This is a genomic window from Eubacterium sp. AF19-12LB (assembly GCF_003479125.1).
GTDB classification, from domain to species: domain Bacteria; phylum Bacillota; class Clostridia; order Lachnospirales; family Lachnospiraceae; genus Eubacterium_U; species Eubacterium_U album.
On the sequence record NZ_QUGP01000002.1, the window covers coordinates 68,199 to 84,534 of the forward strand.

General features: G+C 31.0%; 15 protein-coding genes. 13 read left to right on the plus strand and 2 right to left on the minus strand.

Annotated elements, in window-relative coordinates; all coding sequences use genetic code 11:
• Positions 1-6 precede the first annotated feature (6 nt).
• From DWX29_RS01960 to DWX29_RS01990, 7 genes are all read left to right on the plus strand, one after another.
• On the plus strand, positions 7-756 hold the full coding sequence (locus DWX29_RS01960; RefSeq protein WP_158574480.1) for a hypothetical protein: 750 nt from the start codon (positions 7-9) through the stop codon (positions 754-756).
• 124 nt (positions 757-880) lie between these two features.
• Positions 881-1,573 (plus strand): response regulator transcription factor, encoded by a 693-nt coding sequence (locus DWX29_RS01965; RefSeq protein ID WP_118565061.1) that lies wholly within the window; start codon positions 881-883, stop codon positions 1,571-1,573.
• 11 nt (positions 1,574-1,584) lie between these two features.
• A complete protein-coding gene (locus DWX29_RS01970) occupies positions 1,585-3,810 on the plus strand; it encodes a HAMP domain-containing sensor histidine kinase (protein ID WP_118565062.1) in 2,226 nt (741 codons plus the stop codon).
• A 103-nt stretch (positions 3,811-3,913) separates the two neighbouring features.
• A complete protein-coding gene (gene recG, locus DWX29_RS01975; RefSeq protein ID WP_118565063.1) occupies positions 3,914-5,956 on the plus strand; it encodes an ATP-dependent DNA helicase RecG in 2,043 nt (680 codons plus the stop codon).
• A 120-nt stretch (positions 5,957-6,076) separates the two neighbouring features.
• Entirely contained in the window at positions 6,077-7,102 is a 1,026-nt protein-coding gene (locus tag DWX29_RS01980; RefSeq protein ID WP_022089531.1) for a D-alanine--D-alanine ligase, read from the plus strand.
• A gap of 105 nt (positions 7,103-7,207) precedes the next feature.
• Positions 7,208-8,572, plus strand: coding sequence for a UDP-N-acetylmuramoyl-tripeptide--D-alanyl-D-alanine ligase (murF, locus tag DWX29_RS01985; RefSeq protein ID WP_118565064.1), 1,365 nt, complete (start codon positions 7,208-7,210; stop codon positions 8,570-8,572).
• A 91-nt stretch (positions 8,573-8,663) separates the two neighbouring features.
• Entirely contained in the window at positions 8,664-9,548 is an 885-nt protein-coding gene (locus DWX29_RS01990; protein WP_118565065.1) for an aldose 1-epimerase family protein, read from the plus strand.
• Positions 9,549-9,667: 119 nt separating this feature from the next.
• On the opposite strand, the gene DWX29_RS01995 is transcribed toward DWX29_RS01990, so the two are convergent.
• Together DWX29_RS01995 and DWX29_RS02000 are read right to left on the minus strand one after the other, a co-directional pair.
• Positions 9,668-9,868: an alpha/beta-type small acid-soluble spore protein gene (locus DWX29_RS01995; protein ID WP_022089534.1), complete on the minus strand. Its 201-nt coding sequence runs from the start codon at positions 9,866-9,868 to the stop codon at positions 9,668-9,670.
• Between the two features lie 216 nt (positions 9,869-10,084).
• On the minus strand, positions 10,085-11,179 hold the full coding sequence (locus DWX29_RS02000; RefSeq protein WP_022089535.1) for a ribonuclease H-like domain-containing protein: 1,095 nt from the start codon (positions 11,177-11,179) through the stop codon (positions 10,085-10,087).
• A gap of 136 nt (positions 11,180-11,315) precedes the next feature.
• On the opposite strand from DWX29_RS02000, the gene rsxC reads away from it, so the two are divergent.
• The 6 genes from rsxC to DWX29_RS02030 all read left to right on the plus strand — a co-directional run bounded on the left by rsxC (position 11,316) and on the right by DWX29_RS02030 (position 16,321).
• Positions 11,316-12,629 carry an electron transport complex subunit RsxC gene (gene rsxC / locus DWX29_RS02005; RefSeq protein ID WP_117909317.1) on the plus strand — a complete coding sequence of 438 codons (1,314 nt, stop codon included), beginning with the start codon at positions 11,316-11,318 and terminating at the stop codon, positions 12,627-12,629.
• A 70-nt stretch (positions 12,630-12,699) separates the two neighbouring features.
• On the plus strand, positions 12,700-13,614 hold the full coding sequence (locus tag DWX29_RS02010) for an RnfABCDGE type electron transport complex subunit D (protein ID WP_336306548.1): 915 nt from the start codon (positions 12,700-12,702) through the stop codon (positions 13,612-13,614).
• Between the two features lies 1 nt (position 13,615).
• Positions 13,616-14,260: an RnfABCDGE type electron transport complex subunit G gene (locus tag DWX29_RS02015; protein WP_118565066.1), complete on the plus strand. Its 645-nt coding sequence runs from the start codon at positions 13,616-13,618 to the stop codon at positions 14,258-14,260.
• A complete protein-coding gene (locus DWX29_RS02020; RefSeq protein ID WP_022089539.1) occupies positions 14,260-14,940 on the plus strand; it encodes an electron transport complex subunit E in 681 nt (226 codons plus the stop codon). Before DWX29_RS02015 ends, DWX29_RS02020 begins: the two co-directional genes overlap by 1 nt.
• Positions 14,941-15,516, plus strand: a complete 576-nt coding sequence (locus DWX29_RS02025) for an RnfABCDGE type electron transport complex subunit A (RefSeq protein ID WP_022089540.1) — start codon at positions 14,941-14,943, stop codon at positions 15,514-15,516.
• A 13-nt stretch (positions 15,517-15,529) separates the two neighbouring features.
• A complete protein-coding gene (locus DWX29_RS02030; protein WP_347497642.1) occupies positions 15,530-16,321 on the plus strand; it encodes an RnfABCDGE type electron transport complex subunit B in 792 nt (263 codons plus the stop codon).
• The last annotated feature ends 15 nt before the right edge of the window (positions 16,322-16,336 follow it).

Here is a 16,336-nt window from a genome sequence, read left to right on the forward strand (position 1 = left end):
AAGGGTTTGGAAATAAAAACAATAAGAAATTATGGAGGAAAAACAAAATCATCTTCATATTTAAATAATGCAATCAGTGTTCCTGATAAGCCTGAAGTTTCAATTACTAATGCATGTTCAGTTGTGCTAAGTGGTAAGGGTGGAATTGATAATGTTGTAAATAATGCAGGTGCTTATGCTTTATTCTCAGGAGATATAAGCAGAGTTATGTCTTATTGCAATGGTAATGCAGTTGCTGAACCAAGATTACAGAAATTCATTACTATGACAACAGTAAACGGTGTGCCAAAAAAGAAAGTGTATACAGGTAAAAATATTACATTTAAAAATATTGAAATCACATATAGAGATGTAACTTTAAGAGAAGGCATTGATTATACAATAACATATAAAAATAACAAAAAAATCGGTAAAGCCACAGTTAAAATTAATGGAATAGGTATTTACAAGGGAACACAGAATGTTACATTTAATATTGTTCCTGCAAAAGCAAATATTAAGGCAAAAGGCTTGAAGAACAAAATTAATGTAAAATTATCGAAGATTAAAGGTACATCAGGTTTTGAAATAGTATATTCTTTAAAGAAAAATTTCAAGAAAAAACATATAGTAACATGTAAGAAAAATAAATATACAATCAAGAAACTTGCAGGCAAAAAGACATATTATGTAAAAGCCAGAGCTTTTAAGAAGAATAATAAAAAGAAAATTTATGGAAGCTTTAGCAAGACTATAAAGGTAAAAGTAAAAGCGTAGAAGTAAACAAAACTAGTACTTAGAATTTAATCATAATTAAATCTTAGGAAATTGAGTGACGGAATTTAAAAATCATTAGATATTCTATAATCAAATAGAATGTGTTTTAGAAAAGGAGCAGAAAATGTACAACATATTAGTATGTGATGATGACAAAGAAATCGTAGAAGCGATTGATATTTATTTATCAAAAGAAGGTTATAATGTAATTAAGGCTTACGATGGATTAGAAGCAATTGAAAAATTGAAGTCAAACGAGGTACAGCTTCTATTAATTGATGTAATGATGCCTAAGCTTGATGGATTAAGAGCTACTTTAAAAATCAGAGAAAACAGTAGTATACCTATTATTATTTTATCGGCTAAATCAGAAGATTCAGATAAAGTAGTAGGACTTGATGTGGGAGCGGATGATTATATTACAAAGCCGTTTAATCCGTTAGAGTTGGTTGCCAGAGTTAAATCACAGATACGAAGATATACACAGTTTGGAAATATAGCCGAAAAGAAAAGCAATACATATGTTGTTGGAGGCCTTGAGATTGACGACGACAGAAAAAAGGTTACGGTTGATGGTGAACCTGTAAAAGTAACACCATATGAATATAACATTTTGCTTCTGCTTATCAAGAATCCGGGAAGGGTTTATACAATTGAGCAGATATATGAAAGTGTTTGGAATGAACCTGCAATTTCTGCTGACAACACTGTAGCTGTTCACATAAGACACATTCGAGAAAAGATAGAGATTAATCCAAAAGAACCAAGATATTTAAAAGTAGTTTGGGGTTTAGGATATAAAATCGAAAAAATGTAGGAGTGTACCTTATGAAAAAATGGAAAACAATTTTTAATGTTTTAATTGCCATAGGAATTGTGGGAATATGTTATTCTTCTATGTACTTCGAGTTTAACGATAAAACTATAATGTCCAGAAATGAGGCAATGAGAAATTACAATAATATTGTTGAATCATCATTTTCAGCATTGTTATCAGATGTTGGAAATATTGCAACATATTATGATAAATATGGTAAAGATGAAAATGCGGTATTGCCTAACTCCAGTTATACTATAAAGCAATTGATTGAAATGTATGATAAACAGGATATTTCATCAGAGTATAATATGGGTGACTATTATGGAAATAGTGATTATTATGATAATGGCAGATATGAAGACGACAATAATGCATATAGTGATTATTTAGAGTATTCAAGTGATTATAATTTACAGGATTTTATGGATAGAAATCCTGAATATAGTTCAACTGAAAGTAAAGCAATTTTTAATTTCTTTTGTGATTATTCACTGTATAAATATTCGAGTAAGTATATGAATAATATAGATTCAAATGTATCGTACAAGATTTCGTATACCGATGTAGATGGGCAGCATATAGAATATAATACACAGGATGCCGAGAAGATTCTTACATCAAATGAATATAAAGAATATTTTTTGTATGACCAGTTGAACGATATAAAAATCTGTACTTTAGATAAACAGTTTTTTACAGCTGAAATATTTAACAGCAAGTGTAAAACATTTACAGATTACAATGATTTATATGTTTTAATGGCTGTTAATACAACATACCCATATGATACTAATTTAAGTTATTATGTAAAAGATGTAGTTACTTCAAAAAAGGAAATTTTAAAATACAACATAATGATTGTTATTCTTGGACTTAGTTGTGTGATTGCAGGTATAGCAGGTATTGGACTTGCTATTACAACAGGCAAGAATAAATGGAAGGAACCGGCATATTTATATACTATTGATTATTCATGGTGGGATTTAGTTGCAGTATCAGGTTTTGTTGTGGCCTTAATTATTAATGCAGCATCCAGAGGTTTTTATACTGATGAAATTGATAATGTAATTAATCAAAACATTCTTAAAATAGTTTTATCAGCAATAATTTTTGTATGCTCAGAAATTATCGTTCAATTTGTAATGAGTATTATACGTAGATTAAAAGCAAAATCCCTCATTAGAACAAGTCTGCTTTATATTGTATTTAAGAAAAGCGAAGCGTTGTGGACTAATTTAAAAACAACGGTTAAAGTTATTATTTTTATGATAGCGATTATTGCAGTCGCTTTAATAGACTGTGCAATTTATAGTATATTTTATTCATTTGGTTTATTAGTTTTAGCAATAGCAATAGAAACAATAACTTTAGCGGCTATATTGTGGAAGTTTTTGGTTGAATATGAATTTATAAATGAAGAAACAGATAAGATTGCAAGCGGAGATACAAAAAGAACGATAAACGAAAAGCTTTTTTTTGGAATTAACCGTAGAATGGCACATAGTGTAAATAGTATTGGAATGGGAATTGATAAGGCAGTTGATCAGAATGTTAAGAATGAACGTATGAAAACAGACCTGATAACTAATGTATCACATGACATTAAAACACCTCTTACATCAATTATTAACTATGTTCATTTGTTAGATCAGGAAGAACTCGAAAATGAAAAGGCACAAGGATATGTAAAGATTTTGGAAGAAAAATCAAATCGTTTGAAGATACTTGTAGATGATTTAGTTGAAGCATCTAAGTTAATCTCCGGAACAATTAAATTGACAAAAACAAAGATTAATCTTACAGAACTTATCAGACAAAGTTTAGGTGAATATGAAGAAAAATTTGAAGATAAGAAACTAAATATTGTTACAAATTTTCCTGAAGATGAAGTTTATATTTTTGCTGATGGAAGAAAAATGTGGAGATTATTAGAAAATCTTTATGGAAATATTTACAAATATGCTTTGGCTAATACAAGAGTATATATTGATGCGAATATTGTTGGCTCAAAAGTAAGAGTTGAAGTTAAAAATATTTCTGAGAGTCAGTTGAACTTTAACAGTGATCAGTTAACGGAAAGATTTATTAGAGGTGATGTTTCAAGAAGTACTGAAGGTAGTGGATTAGGATTATCTATAGCACAAAGTATAGTTGAAAATCACGGTGGAACATTTGATATTATTTTGGATGGAGATTTATTTAAAGTAATATTTGTAATGGATTTAATTAAATAAAAAGTTTTTTCCTAATAAGAAATGTGATAAAATAAGTTTATATGTTATCATAGATATAGTTATGATAAGAAATGATTTAACAAAGCAGATTTGGAGCAATCATATGAATATAAATGAATTGAAGGGCATTGGAGAAAAAACAGAAAAAGTATTTAATAAAGCAGGCATTCATACAACGGATGACCTGCTTAAATACTATCCAAGGAATTATGATATATATGAAATGCCGTTGTGGATACGTGATTTTAAATGTAATCAAATATGTGCGGTTAAAGCAATAGTTTATAAGCAGATTGAAATCAGACGTGTTCGTAATTTACAAATTGTAACAGCATATTTACAGGATGATACTAAAAATGTTATTCGGGCAACGTGGTTTAATGCAGCATATCTAAAGAACACATTAAAACCAGGATCAAGTTTTGTATTTAGAGGTATGGTTAAGGAGAATAGAGGAGCGTTTGTTTTAGAACAGCCAAAAATTTATAAGATAAATGAATATAAAGAATTGTTAGATAAAATGCAACCTATTTATCCTCTAGTTTCGGGTTTAACTGAAAAAATGGTTACAAAAGCGGTTGTGCAGGCTATTAAAGTTGAATTGCCGGTTAAAGAATATATGCCAGGTGCGGTACTTAAAGAGAGAGGTCTGATTGATATAAATAAAGCATATATGCAGATTCATTTTCCTAAAAATAAAATGGAGTTAAAGCAGGCGAAGGACAGAATAATTTTTAATGAATTTTTTGATTTTACATATTCACTTAGAAAATTTAAAGATAGTGATAAAGATAATGAAAATAGGTTTGTTATAAATAATTCAGAAGTAATTTCAACGATAATAAATGATTTGCCATATAAACTGACAAATGCACAGCTTAGAACATGGAATGAAATTGAAAAAGATATGTCCGGTTCTAAAGTAATGAATAGACTGATACAAGGAGATGTAGGTTCGGGAAAAACGATAGTTGCAACATTGGCTCTTATAAGTGCAGCATTAAGTGGATATCAGGGAGCAATAATGGTACCGACTGAAGTTCTTGCAAGACAACATTTGGAAAGCGTTAATGAATTAATTGCAGAAAATGAACTAAATATAAATACTGTTTTACTTACAGGTTCAATGAAGGCAAAAGAAAAAAGAGAAGCATGTGCAAAGATAGAAAGTGGAGAAGTGTCAATTATTATTGGAACACATGCATTGATTCAGGATTCAGTAAATTATAAAAATTTAGCATTAGTAATAACTGATGAACAGCATAGATTTGGAGTAAGACAGAGAGAATCTATTGCAAATAAAGGTTCAATGCCACACATAATTGTAATGAGTGCAACTCCGATTCCAAGAACTCTTGCAATTATTATGTATGGAGATTTGGATATATCAATAATTGATGAATTACCGGCGAACAGATTACCAATCAAAAACTGCGTTGTTGGTACAAATTACAGACCGAATGCTTATAAGTTTATAGAACAACAGGTAGTACAAGGCAGACAGGCATATATAATTTGCCCGACTGTTGAATTTAGCGAAGCTATTGAAGGTGAAAATGTAATTGACTATTGCAATACATTAAAAAACATATTTCCACCATATATAAACATAGAATATTTACATGGAAAAATGAAGCCTGCAATGAAGAATGAGATAATGGATAGATTTGCTAAAAATGAAATACAGATATTAGTATCAACTACGGTGGTTGAAGTTGGAGTAAATGTCCCTAATGCTACAGTTATGATGATTGAAAATGCAGAAAGATTTGGACTTGCAGGGCTGCACCAACTTAGAGGACGAGTAGGAAGAGGAAAATATCAGTCGTATTGCATTTTTATTAATGCCTCAGAAACAAAGAAAGCTTCTGAGAGACTTGAAATACTTAATCATTCAAATAATGGATTTGAAATAGCCAACGAAGACCTTAAATTACGAGGCCCGGGAGATTTCTTCGGTGTAAGACAAAGTGGTGATATGGAGTTTAAACTAGGTGATATTTACAGTGATGCAAGCATTTTAAAAACTGCAGCTGATATGGTAAATAGAATTGAAGATGGCGAAATTGAAGTGTCAGATGTAGAAAAACAAAGGCTTGATGAATATATAGACAAATATATATATTCAAGTGGCTTGAATATTTAAATTACTATGGTATAGTTAAATGTTGAATGGCATTTAAGTAATTATGTATTATGCTATTTATTAAAATAAAGGAAAATATCGGCAGTAATTTGTGCATATAAATAAATTGGAGGTAACACAATGAATATTGTAGTTTTATGCGGTGGAACAAGTACAGAAAGAGAAGTATCATTGAATTCAGGTTCAATGGTGTGTGATGCTTTAAGAAGTATTGGACATAATGCTGTGCTTTTAGATGTATTTTTTGGAAATGAAAATAAAAATCTTTTAGATGTAAGTGATTTTGATGTACAGGCTGAAAAGGAAAAATTACAGAAATTATCAAAAGATGTTGATAAAGTAAAGAAAGAAAGAAAAGGCTTCTTTGGTGAAAATGTATTTGAAATATGCCAGCAGGCAGATATTGTATTTATGGCTCTTCATGGTGCAAATGGAGAAGATGGAAAATGTCAGGCTGCATTTGATCTGCAGGGAATAAAGTATACAGGAGATGGAAGTGTTGCAAGTGCATTAGCTATGGATAAAAGTATTACAAAGCAGATATTTATGGCTCAGAATGTATCTACTCCAAAAGGAATATGGATAAAAAAAGGTGAAAGTACAAATTTAAGTGATTATGGAATGAAGATTCCGGTTGTAGTTAAAGCAAGCAATGGCGGCTCTAGTGTAGGAGTAGTTATTGTAAAAGATGAAAAAGATTACGATGCAGCTTTAAAAGAGTGTTTTGCATTAGAAGATACAATTGTAATTGAAGAATTTGTTGAAGGAAGAGAATTTTCTGTAGGTGTTGTTGATGGAAAGGCTTTACCGATAGTTGAAATTATTCCAAAAACAGGATGGTATGATTACAAGAATAAATATCTTCCGGGTGCAACAGAAGATGTATGTCCGGCACAAATTAATGAAGAACTTACAAAGAAAATGCAGAAATTGGCAGAGGAAGCATGTAAAGCACTTGGAATAGTAACTTATTCGAGAGCAGATGTTTTGATGAAAAAAGATGGCTCAATGTATTGTATAGAAGTAAATACTTTACCAGGAATGACAGTTACAAGTCTTGTGCCACAGGAAGCAAGAGCAATGGGAATGGAATTTCCACAGCTTTGTGAACATTTGATTAATGTTTCAATGAAAAAATATAAGTAAAAATTAAGGAGAAAGTTGAGTTAATATTGCTATTTGAAATAAATTCAATAAATAATACAGTATAATAAACGTATATATTTAATATTAAATCAACAGGAAATATTGATGAAAAATATGACAATTGAAAACATTACAAAGGCATGTAATGGTAAGTTTTATGGAGATAAATCATTATTAGACAAAGAAATAACAGGTGTTGAAAAAGATAGCAGACTAATAGAAGAAGGATATTTATATATACCTTTTGTTGGTAATGTTGTGGACGGACATAAATTTATTCCACAGGTTTTTGAAAAAGGTGCGCTTGTAACATTGTCAGAAAAGATTCTGGAAACAGAAGAATATCCTTATATTAAGGTAGAGTCTACAGCGTTAGCATTAAAAGAAATTGCGACATTTTACAGAGAACAACTTGACTGTAAAATAATTGGAATAACAGGAAGTGTTGGAAAGACAAGCACAAAGGAAATAATAGCGTCTGTTTTAGAACAGAAATTTGATGTTTTAAAAACACAAGGTAATTACAACAATGAAATCGGAATGCCTTTAACAATACTTAAAATAAGAGAAAATCATGATATCGCTGTTATTGAAATGGGAATTAGTGATTTTGAGGAAATGCACAGATTGTCTGCAATTTCAAAACCGGATGCGTGTGTTATAACAAATATTGGTACATGTCATTTGGAAAATTTAGGTGATAGAGATGGTGTATTTAAGGCAAAAACAGAAATTTTTGATAACCTTAAGGAAAATGCATATGTAGTTTTAAATGGTGATGATGACAAATTATCACAGATAAAAGATGTAAGAGGAGTTAAGCCTGTTTTCTTTGGAATAGAAACAGATAGAGATGTTTGTGCAGTTAAATACCAGTCTTTAGGAATTGAAGGAACAAAAGTTACAATAAGATATTTTGACGAAGAGTTTGAAACAATAATACCAATTCCTGGTCATCATATGATTTACAATGCGATGGCTGCTTCATGTTTTGGAAAACATTTTGGAATGACAACAGAAGAAATAGATAAGGGTATTAGAAGTCTTAAGGCTATAAGTGGAAGAAATAATATTTTCCACACAGATAAATATGTTGTTATTGATGATTGTTATAATGCTAATCCTATGTCCATGAAAGCTTCTTTAAGCGTATTGAATGAAGCAAATACTAGAAAAGTAGCAATTCTTGGAAATATGTATGAATTAGGAGAAAATGAAAAACAACTCCATAGAGAAGTTGGAATACATGCTGCAAATCTTAGCATTGATGTTGTTATATGCATAGGTGAATTAGCAAAAAATATTGCAGATGCTGCAAAGGAAAATAATAAAAATATTAAAGTGTTTTATTTTGAAGCAAAGGAAGAATTTGAAAACAAAATGGATGACATATTAAAAGAAAATGACTCTATTTTAGTAAAAGCTTCAAACAGCATGAAATTTAAAACAATAGTTGAAAAATTGTCATAACAGTTTATCTTTAGCAGATTGACGGATTTAGAAAATATGTATTATCGGAATTTTACATAAAATAATTTATAATTGAAAGGTAAAAAAACATATGGAAAAAATTGTTTTAGAAAATGAAGAATTGTACGTGGAAATTAATTCTGTTGGTGCTGAATTATCAAGAATTAAAAACAAGAAAAATGACAAAGAATATTTATGGAATGCAGATGAAAAATATTGGAAAAGACATTCACCTGTTTTATTTCCTTTTGTTGGAAGCTTAAAAGACAAGAAATATAAGTATGATGGAAAAGAATATTCTATGGGACAGCATGGGTTCGCAAGAGATATGGAATTCCAACTTCTAACTAGTAAGTCAGATGAAATATGGTTTGTCTTAAATGCATCTGATGAAACAATTACAAAATACCCTTTTATTTTTTCTTTAGAAATTGGGTATAAATTAGAGAAAAATAATATTAAGGTAATGTGGAAAGTTAAAAACAATGATACAAAGGAAATGTACTTTTCAATTGGAGCACATCCGGCTTTTTATTGTCCTATTAATGATGGTGAAGAACAAAGTCAGTGTTATATTAAAACGGATTGCAAAAATGAATTTACATATTTCAAAATTGCCGAAGGTGGTGTAAAGGATACAAGTGCAACATATAAAATAACTGTTGATAATAAAGGAATATTTAATATAACAAAAAATATGTTTGACGATGACGCTTTAATTGTAGAGGATAATCAGATTCATAGTCTTTCATTATTAGATTCAAATAGAAATGAATATGTAAAAGTTGAATTTGATATGCCACTTTGTGGTATTTGGTCTCCTGCAAAGAAAAATGCTCCATTTATCTGTTTAGAACCATGGTGCGGTAGATGTGACTCTAAGGATTTTGATGGAGAATTACAGGATAGAGAATACGGAAACAAATTAAAACCATCAGAAGAATTTGAAAATGGATATTCAATAACAATTTATTAAATTATTTTGCAAAAAAGTTCCATAATAATATTGTAAAGTTATCATTTTGATGCATATTATATTAAAAAAAGAGCTGCCTTTCGGCAGCTCTCGTTTTTCATACTCTAGAGTGAAATGTCTTATTTACCTGACATCTGTTTTTCCTGAGCTTCGATCATTTTCTTAACCATCTGACCACCAACACTTCCGGCCTGAGCTGAAGTTAAGTTTCCGTTGTAACCATCTGATAAAGTTACTCCTACTTCGTTTGCACATTCCATTTTAAATCTGTTCATAGCAGCCTTTGCTTCAGGAACGTTAACATTGTTTGTGTTACTCATAATTTCATACCTCCGAATTTAACATTACTTCCGGTTTTATAAACCTTCAGTATATTTTGTAACTTAAACCATCAACTGAAGGTTTATGTTACAATACTATTATGTGGAGATAGGTAAATAATAAACTGGTAAGTTGAACCTAAATTTACAAATTTTTCTTAATATTAAAATAGCTAAATATTATTGTGTTAAATGATTAAAAACAGTTTAAGGCTCTTAATACAAATAATCCAGTATGCATTTGACATATTTTAATACACAATCTTCATCTTTTATGCTCTCTAATTGAATAAAACCATTCTTTTCGCCGTAGTTTTCAATGAAGATCTGGTTAAAATCTGGGCTTTTGACTGAAAATATCGGTAAAAAGTTATCAGTTACTTTTGTAAAGCAGTTAGAGGCGGTTGCCTGAATTCGGTGATTTTTATCAACATATGTTGCCACATCTTTATGTATTGTGATATCTTCTTCAGGAAGATAATAATAGTCTTTATAATTCTTAAAAAAGTATTTAAGTAAAAGATGTGGACTAATAATGGTAATCTGTGCATTATTTCCATTTAGCTTAAAATAAATGTAGTCTGTTTTTTTAGTAACCGTAAATGGAGCATATACATCTAAGTCTAAATTTATATATAATTCTTTACCGATGATTCCATCTATTGATTTATAATCACGTATTTCATAACTGTTTAGTGTGTAATTTCCTTCAAAAAAATCATTTAATGAAAGAAGAGAAGTGAGTGTGCCCATGTACCATACATCTTCTTTATTGTGTAATAATAGTGGAAACACTAACATTTCATCATGTGTACGCATAAATTCTTTATAGACTTCAATTAAATCACCGCCTGAAAAAGGATCATTACGTTTTATTCCAAGAAAATCTTCGTATGTTTTTTGCTTGTTGTTTTCTAATTTAAGTAAATCAGAATATTTTTTTACTGTTTTATAAATGTCGATGCTTTCAAATGAATTAAAATCAAAATTTATATTATATTTTTCGCCACGCTCCTTTAAAAATGGCATATCAAAAGTATTTCCATTAAAATGGATTATTATTTTATAATTTTGAATAAATTTATGAAAAGCCATCAAAACATTTGCTTCGTCATTTGCATTTTCAGCAACCCATTGTGTATAAATTGGTTCACCGTTAACAAAATACATACATCCTATCATATAAACCATACAATATTTTCGGGAAAAACCTGTTGTTTCAATGTCAAAATAAATCATATGGTCAACATTTCCTAATCTTTCTAATGGGTATTCAATTTTATTTTCAACTTTATCTTTTATAACAATCATAAACGTATGATAACATATAAAAACATAAGGGTCAAAAGTCTAAAAATTGAAGAATACTTCGTTGTAAAAAAGCATAAAAAGTATTATTATAAAGAGTGGCAAGTTAGTTGTACAAAAATGAAAGAGAGGAAGTTAGATGTCTATTTTAACATTTAAGGGTGGAGTTCATCCATATGATGGAAAAGAACTATCGAAAGATATTCCGACCAGACAAATTTACCCTGATGGTGAAGTAGTGATACCTGTAGCTCAGCATATTGGTGCACCTGCTAAACCAATTGTAAATGTAGGAGACAGAGTCCTTGTTGGTCAAAAGATTGCTGAAGCTAATGGATTTGTTTCAGCTAATATTCATTCATCGGTATCGGGAACAGTAAAAAAGATTGAACAAAGATTAGTTCCTAATGGAAGTAAAGTTTTATCTGTTGTTATTGAAAATGATGAACAGTATGAGAAGTTTGAATACGAAAAACCAGATGATAATTTATCCAGAGAAGAGAAAATTGAATTAATAAAAGATTGTGGCGTTGTAGGTCTAGGCGGCGCATGTTTTCCAACTCATGTAAAATTATCACCAAAAGAAATTGATAAAATTGATTATGTAATAGTAAATGCGGCAGAATGTGAGCCATACATTACAGCTGATTACAGAAGGTTAAAAGAACAGCCTAAAGAGGTAATAGAAGGTCTTAAAATTGTATTATCACTATTTGAAAATGCACAAGGTGTTATTGCTGTTGAAAATAACAAAAAAGATGTAATTGAAGAGTTGAGTAAACTTACGGAAAATGAACCAAAAATCTCAGTGGCTGAATTAAAAACAAAATATCCACAGGGTTCAGAAAGACATATTATTTATGCTGTAACTAAAAGAAAGATTAATTCAAAAATGCTTCCTGCTGATGCCGGATGTATAGTTGATAATGTAGATACTATTTATAATATTTATAATGCAGTTAAATTTCATAAACCATTAACTGAAAGAATAGTTACTGTATCAGGAGATGGTATTAATACACCATCTAACTTTGTAGTTCCAATTGGAACAAGTCATGCAAAATTAGTAAAAGAAGCTGGCGAGTTAAAAGATGGAGTTGTAAAACTTATTTCAGGTGGACCTATGATGGGGCAGGCAATGTTTAGTTTAGATGTACCTGTAATAAAAGGTTCTTCAGCACTTTTAGCATTTCTTCATGATGATGTTGCTGATGCAACAATGACAAATTGTCTTAACTGTGGGAAATGTGCAAGTGTCTGTCCTGAAAATCTTATATGTGCTAAATTGGCACAGGCTGCAGCGGCAGATGACATGGATACATTTTTAAAATATCATGGAATGGAATGTATAGAATGTGGAACATGTAATTATATTTGTCCTGCAAACAGAAATATTACACAGTCTGTAAGAACTATGAAGAGAAAAGTTATTGCAGCAAGAAAGAAAGGGTAAGAGTGAACTAAAAATGTATCATGTATCATCAAGCCCTCATGTTAAGTCAAAACTTACAACAAAATCTATAATGGGCGATGTAATTATTGCATTATTACCACCATCTATTTTTGGTATTATTAATTATCAAAATTTATTTGGAATGGAATATGGAATCCGTTCAGCATTGCTGATTTTATTAACAGTAGCTGCTTGTGTGATTTCGGAATATATATTTGATTTAATAACTAAAAGACCATCAACTATAGGCGATTTAAGTGCTGTAGTAACAGGAATGATTCTTGCACTTAACCTTCCATGTACATTTCCTTATTGGAAAGCAATGCTTGGAGGTGCATTTGCAATAATAATAGTTAAACAGTTGTTTGGTGGACTTGGACAGAACTTCATGAACCCTGCATTAGGTGCAAGATGTTTTCTTGTATTATCATTTGCAGGAAATATGACAGCGTTTTATCCTGAAATGTACAGAGTCGTAGATGGAGTATCTCAGGCAACACCGCTTACAGCATTAAAAGCCGGAGAAAATGTTGATTTGTTATCAATGTTTATTGGTACACATGCAGGAACAATAGGTGAAACAAGTATTATCGCACTTTTACTTGGAGCTTTATACCTTGTAATTAATAAGATAATTGATTTAAGAATACCAATTACTTACATAGTTGTATTTTCAATCTGCATTATGTTATTTAACGGACAGACAGATATTACATTCTTACTTAAACATCTTTGTGGTGGTGGATTAATTTTTGGTGCTTTCTTTATGGCAACTGATTATTCTACATCTCCGATGACAAAGAATGGAAGAATTTTATTTGGAATATGTTTAGGTGTACTTACTGCAATTTTCAGAACATTTGGAAATACAGCTGAAGGTGTATCGTTTGCAATTATATTCTGTAACTTATTAGTACCTTTAATTGAAAAAATAACAATTCCTAAAGCATTTGGAATGGTTAAGGAAAAGAAGGAGGGCAAGTAATATGAATAAAATGATAAAAGATGCGTTAATATTATTTGCTATTACTTTAGTTTCGGGTTTAGGACTTGGAGCTGTGTATAATATTACATCACAGGCCAGAGCGCAACAGGAGCAAAAAACAAAAAATGCAGCTTATCAGGCAGTATTTGACGGCGCAGATCATTTTGATGAATACAAAATAAATGACAGTGACCAGAAAAAGATAGCGGACTACATTAAGAAAATGGATACTGATGAAGTTAAAGCTAATGGTGCATCAGATATTAATGCAGACATCAATGAAATAATGGAAGCAAAAGATAAAGATAACAACGTACTTGGATATGTAATAACTGTTACAGATAATGAAGCTTACGATGGCAAGATTCAGTTTTCAGTTGGAATTAAGGAAGATGGAACTGTTAATGGCATTTCCTTCTTATCTATAAGCGAAACACCAGGACTTGGAATGAGAGCAAAAGAAGACAGTTATAAAAATCAGTTTAATGATAAGAAAGTTGACTACTTTAAATATTCAAAAACAGGAGCATCAGAAGATAATGAAATTGACGCAATGAGTGGAGCAACAATAACAACAAATGCAACAACTAATGGCGTTAATGCAGCAATTTTCTGTTTTAAATATATTACAGGAGGTGCTGAATAATGGGTAAATGTTTAGAAAGATTATATAACGGAATTATAAAAGAAAATCCAACATTTGTTTTAATATTAGGTATGTGCCCGACACTTGCAGTTACATCTTCATTGATTAATGGTGCCGGAATGGGACTTAGTACAATGGTGGTACTTGTTTTGTCAAACTGTTTTATTTCATTACTTAGAAATATAATACCAAATGGGGTACGTGTGCCTGCATTTATAGTTATTGTTGCAAGTTTTGTTACTATTTTACAGTTTATGCTTGAAGCATATTTGCCATCACTTAATGCAGCGCTTGGAATTTATATTCCATTAATAGTTGTTAACTGTATTATTTTAGGTAGAGCAGAAAGTTATGCATCAAAAAATCCTGTTTTACCATCTATTTTCGATGGACTTGGAATGGGACTTGGATTTACAATAGCCCTTTCTATATTGGGCGGATTTAGAGAAATAATCGGTGCGGGAACAATTCTTGGAATTAACATTCCACATTGGGATGGAATCGGAATTTTTGTAATGGCACCGGGAGCGTTCTTTGTTCTTGCAGCTTTAATAGCTACACAGAACTATATTAAAATGAAACATGGTCAAAAGCCAAAAGATAAAATATGCGATGGTAATTGTCAGGGTTGTGCAATGGCAACAGAACATTGTAAAGAAGATACAAAGGAGGAAGCGTAAATGGTTCAATGTATGTTAATAGCAGTTGCAGCTGCTTTAGTTAATAATGTAGTTTTAAGCCAGTTCCTTGGTTTGTGTCCTTTCCTTGGAGTTTCAAAAAAGACAGATACTGCAGCCGGAATGGGAGCAGCGGTTATTTTTGTTATTTTGATTGCTTCAAGCGTAACATATGGAATTTATTATGGAATTTTAAAACCTTTTAATCTTGAATATTTACAGACTATTGTCTTTATTCTTGTAATTGCTGCGTTAGTTCAGTTGGTTGAAATGATATTAAAGAAATATGTAAAACCTTTATATCAGGCATTAGGTGTTTATCTTCCTTTAATTACAACAAACTGTGCAGTTTTAGGTGTAGCAATTTCGAATATTGATGACGGATATACTTTTGGACAGAGCCTTGCTAATTCACTTGGAACATCTGTAGGATTTTTGATTGCAATTGTTATTTTAGCAGGTATCAGAGAAAAGAGTGAAAACAATAATATTCCAAAACCTTTCCAGGGAACTCCGATGGTTTTAATTGCCTCAGGGTTAATGGCAATTGCATTTACCGGATTTACAGGAATAATATAGGAGGTGCTTGAATATGAGTGGAATTTTAGGAGCAGTTATTGTTGTAGGCGGTGTTGGTATAATTATTGCAGTTATCCTTGTAGTTGCCGGAAAGTTTTTTGCAGTTGAAGTTAATGAAAAAGAAGCAGCGATTAGAGAAGTGCTTCCGGGAAATAACTGTGGTGGATGCGGTTATCCGGGATGTGATGGTTTAGCGGCTGCAATTGCAAATGGAGAATGTGATCCGGGAGCATGCCCTGTTGGAGGAGCACCTGTTGCGAAGATTATAAGTGAAATTGTAGGTGTTGAAGCAGACGTTGTTAAGAAATATGCGTATGTTAAATGCTCAGGTGATTGTGATAAATCAAAAGATAAGTACGAATATTATGGAAATATGTCATGTCAGGATGCTGCAAATATTCCCGGTGGTGGTGCAAAAGCCTGCGCATATGGATGCCTTGGACTTGGTTCATGTGTTAAAGCATGTGAATTTGGTGCAATATCAGTTGTTAATGGTAAGGCAGTAGTAGACAGAGATAAATGTGTCGCATGTGGTAAATGTGTAAAAGCGTGTCCAAAAAATCTTATTGAAATAATTACGGAAAATGCACAGTATATGGTTTCCTGTTCATCTAAGGATAAAGGAAGAGATGTTATGCAGGCATGTTCTGTTGGTTGTATAGGATGTGGAATGTGCGCTAAGAATTGCCCAAATGGTGCAATTGAATTTGAATATAATTTAGCTCATATTGATCAGAGTAAATGTAAAAACTGTGGAATATGTGCTGAAAAATGTCCGAAAAAAATTATTACTAAATTGCATTAATTGTTTTATTGCATT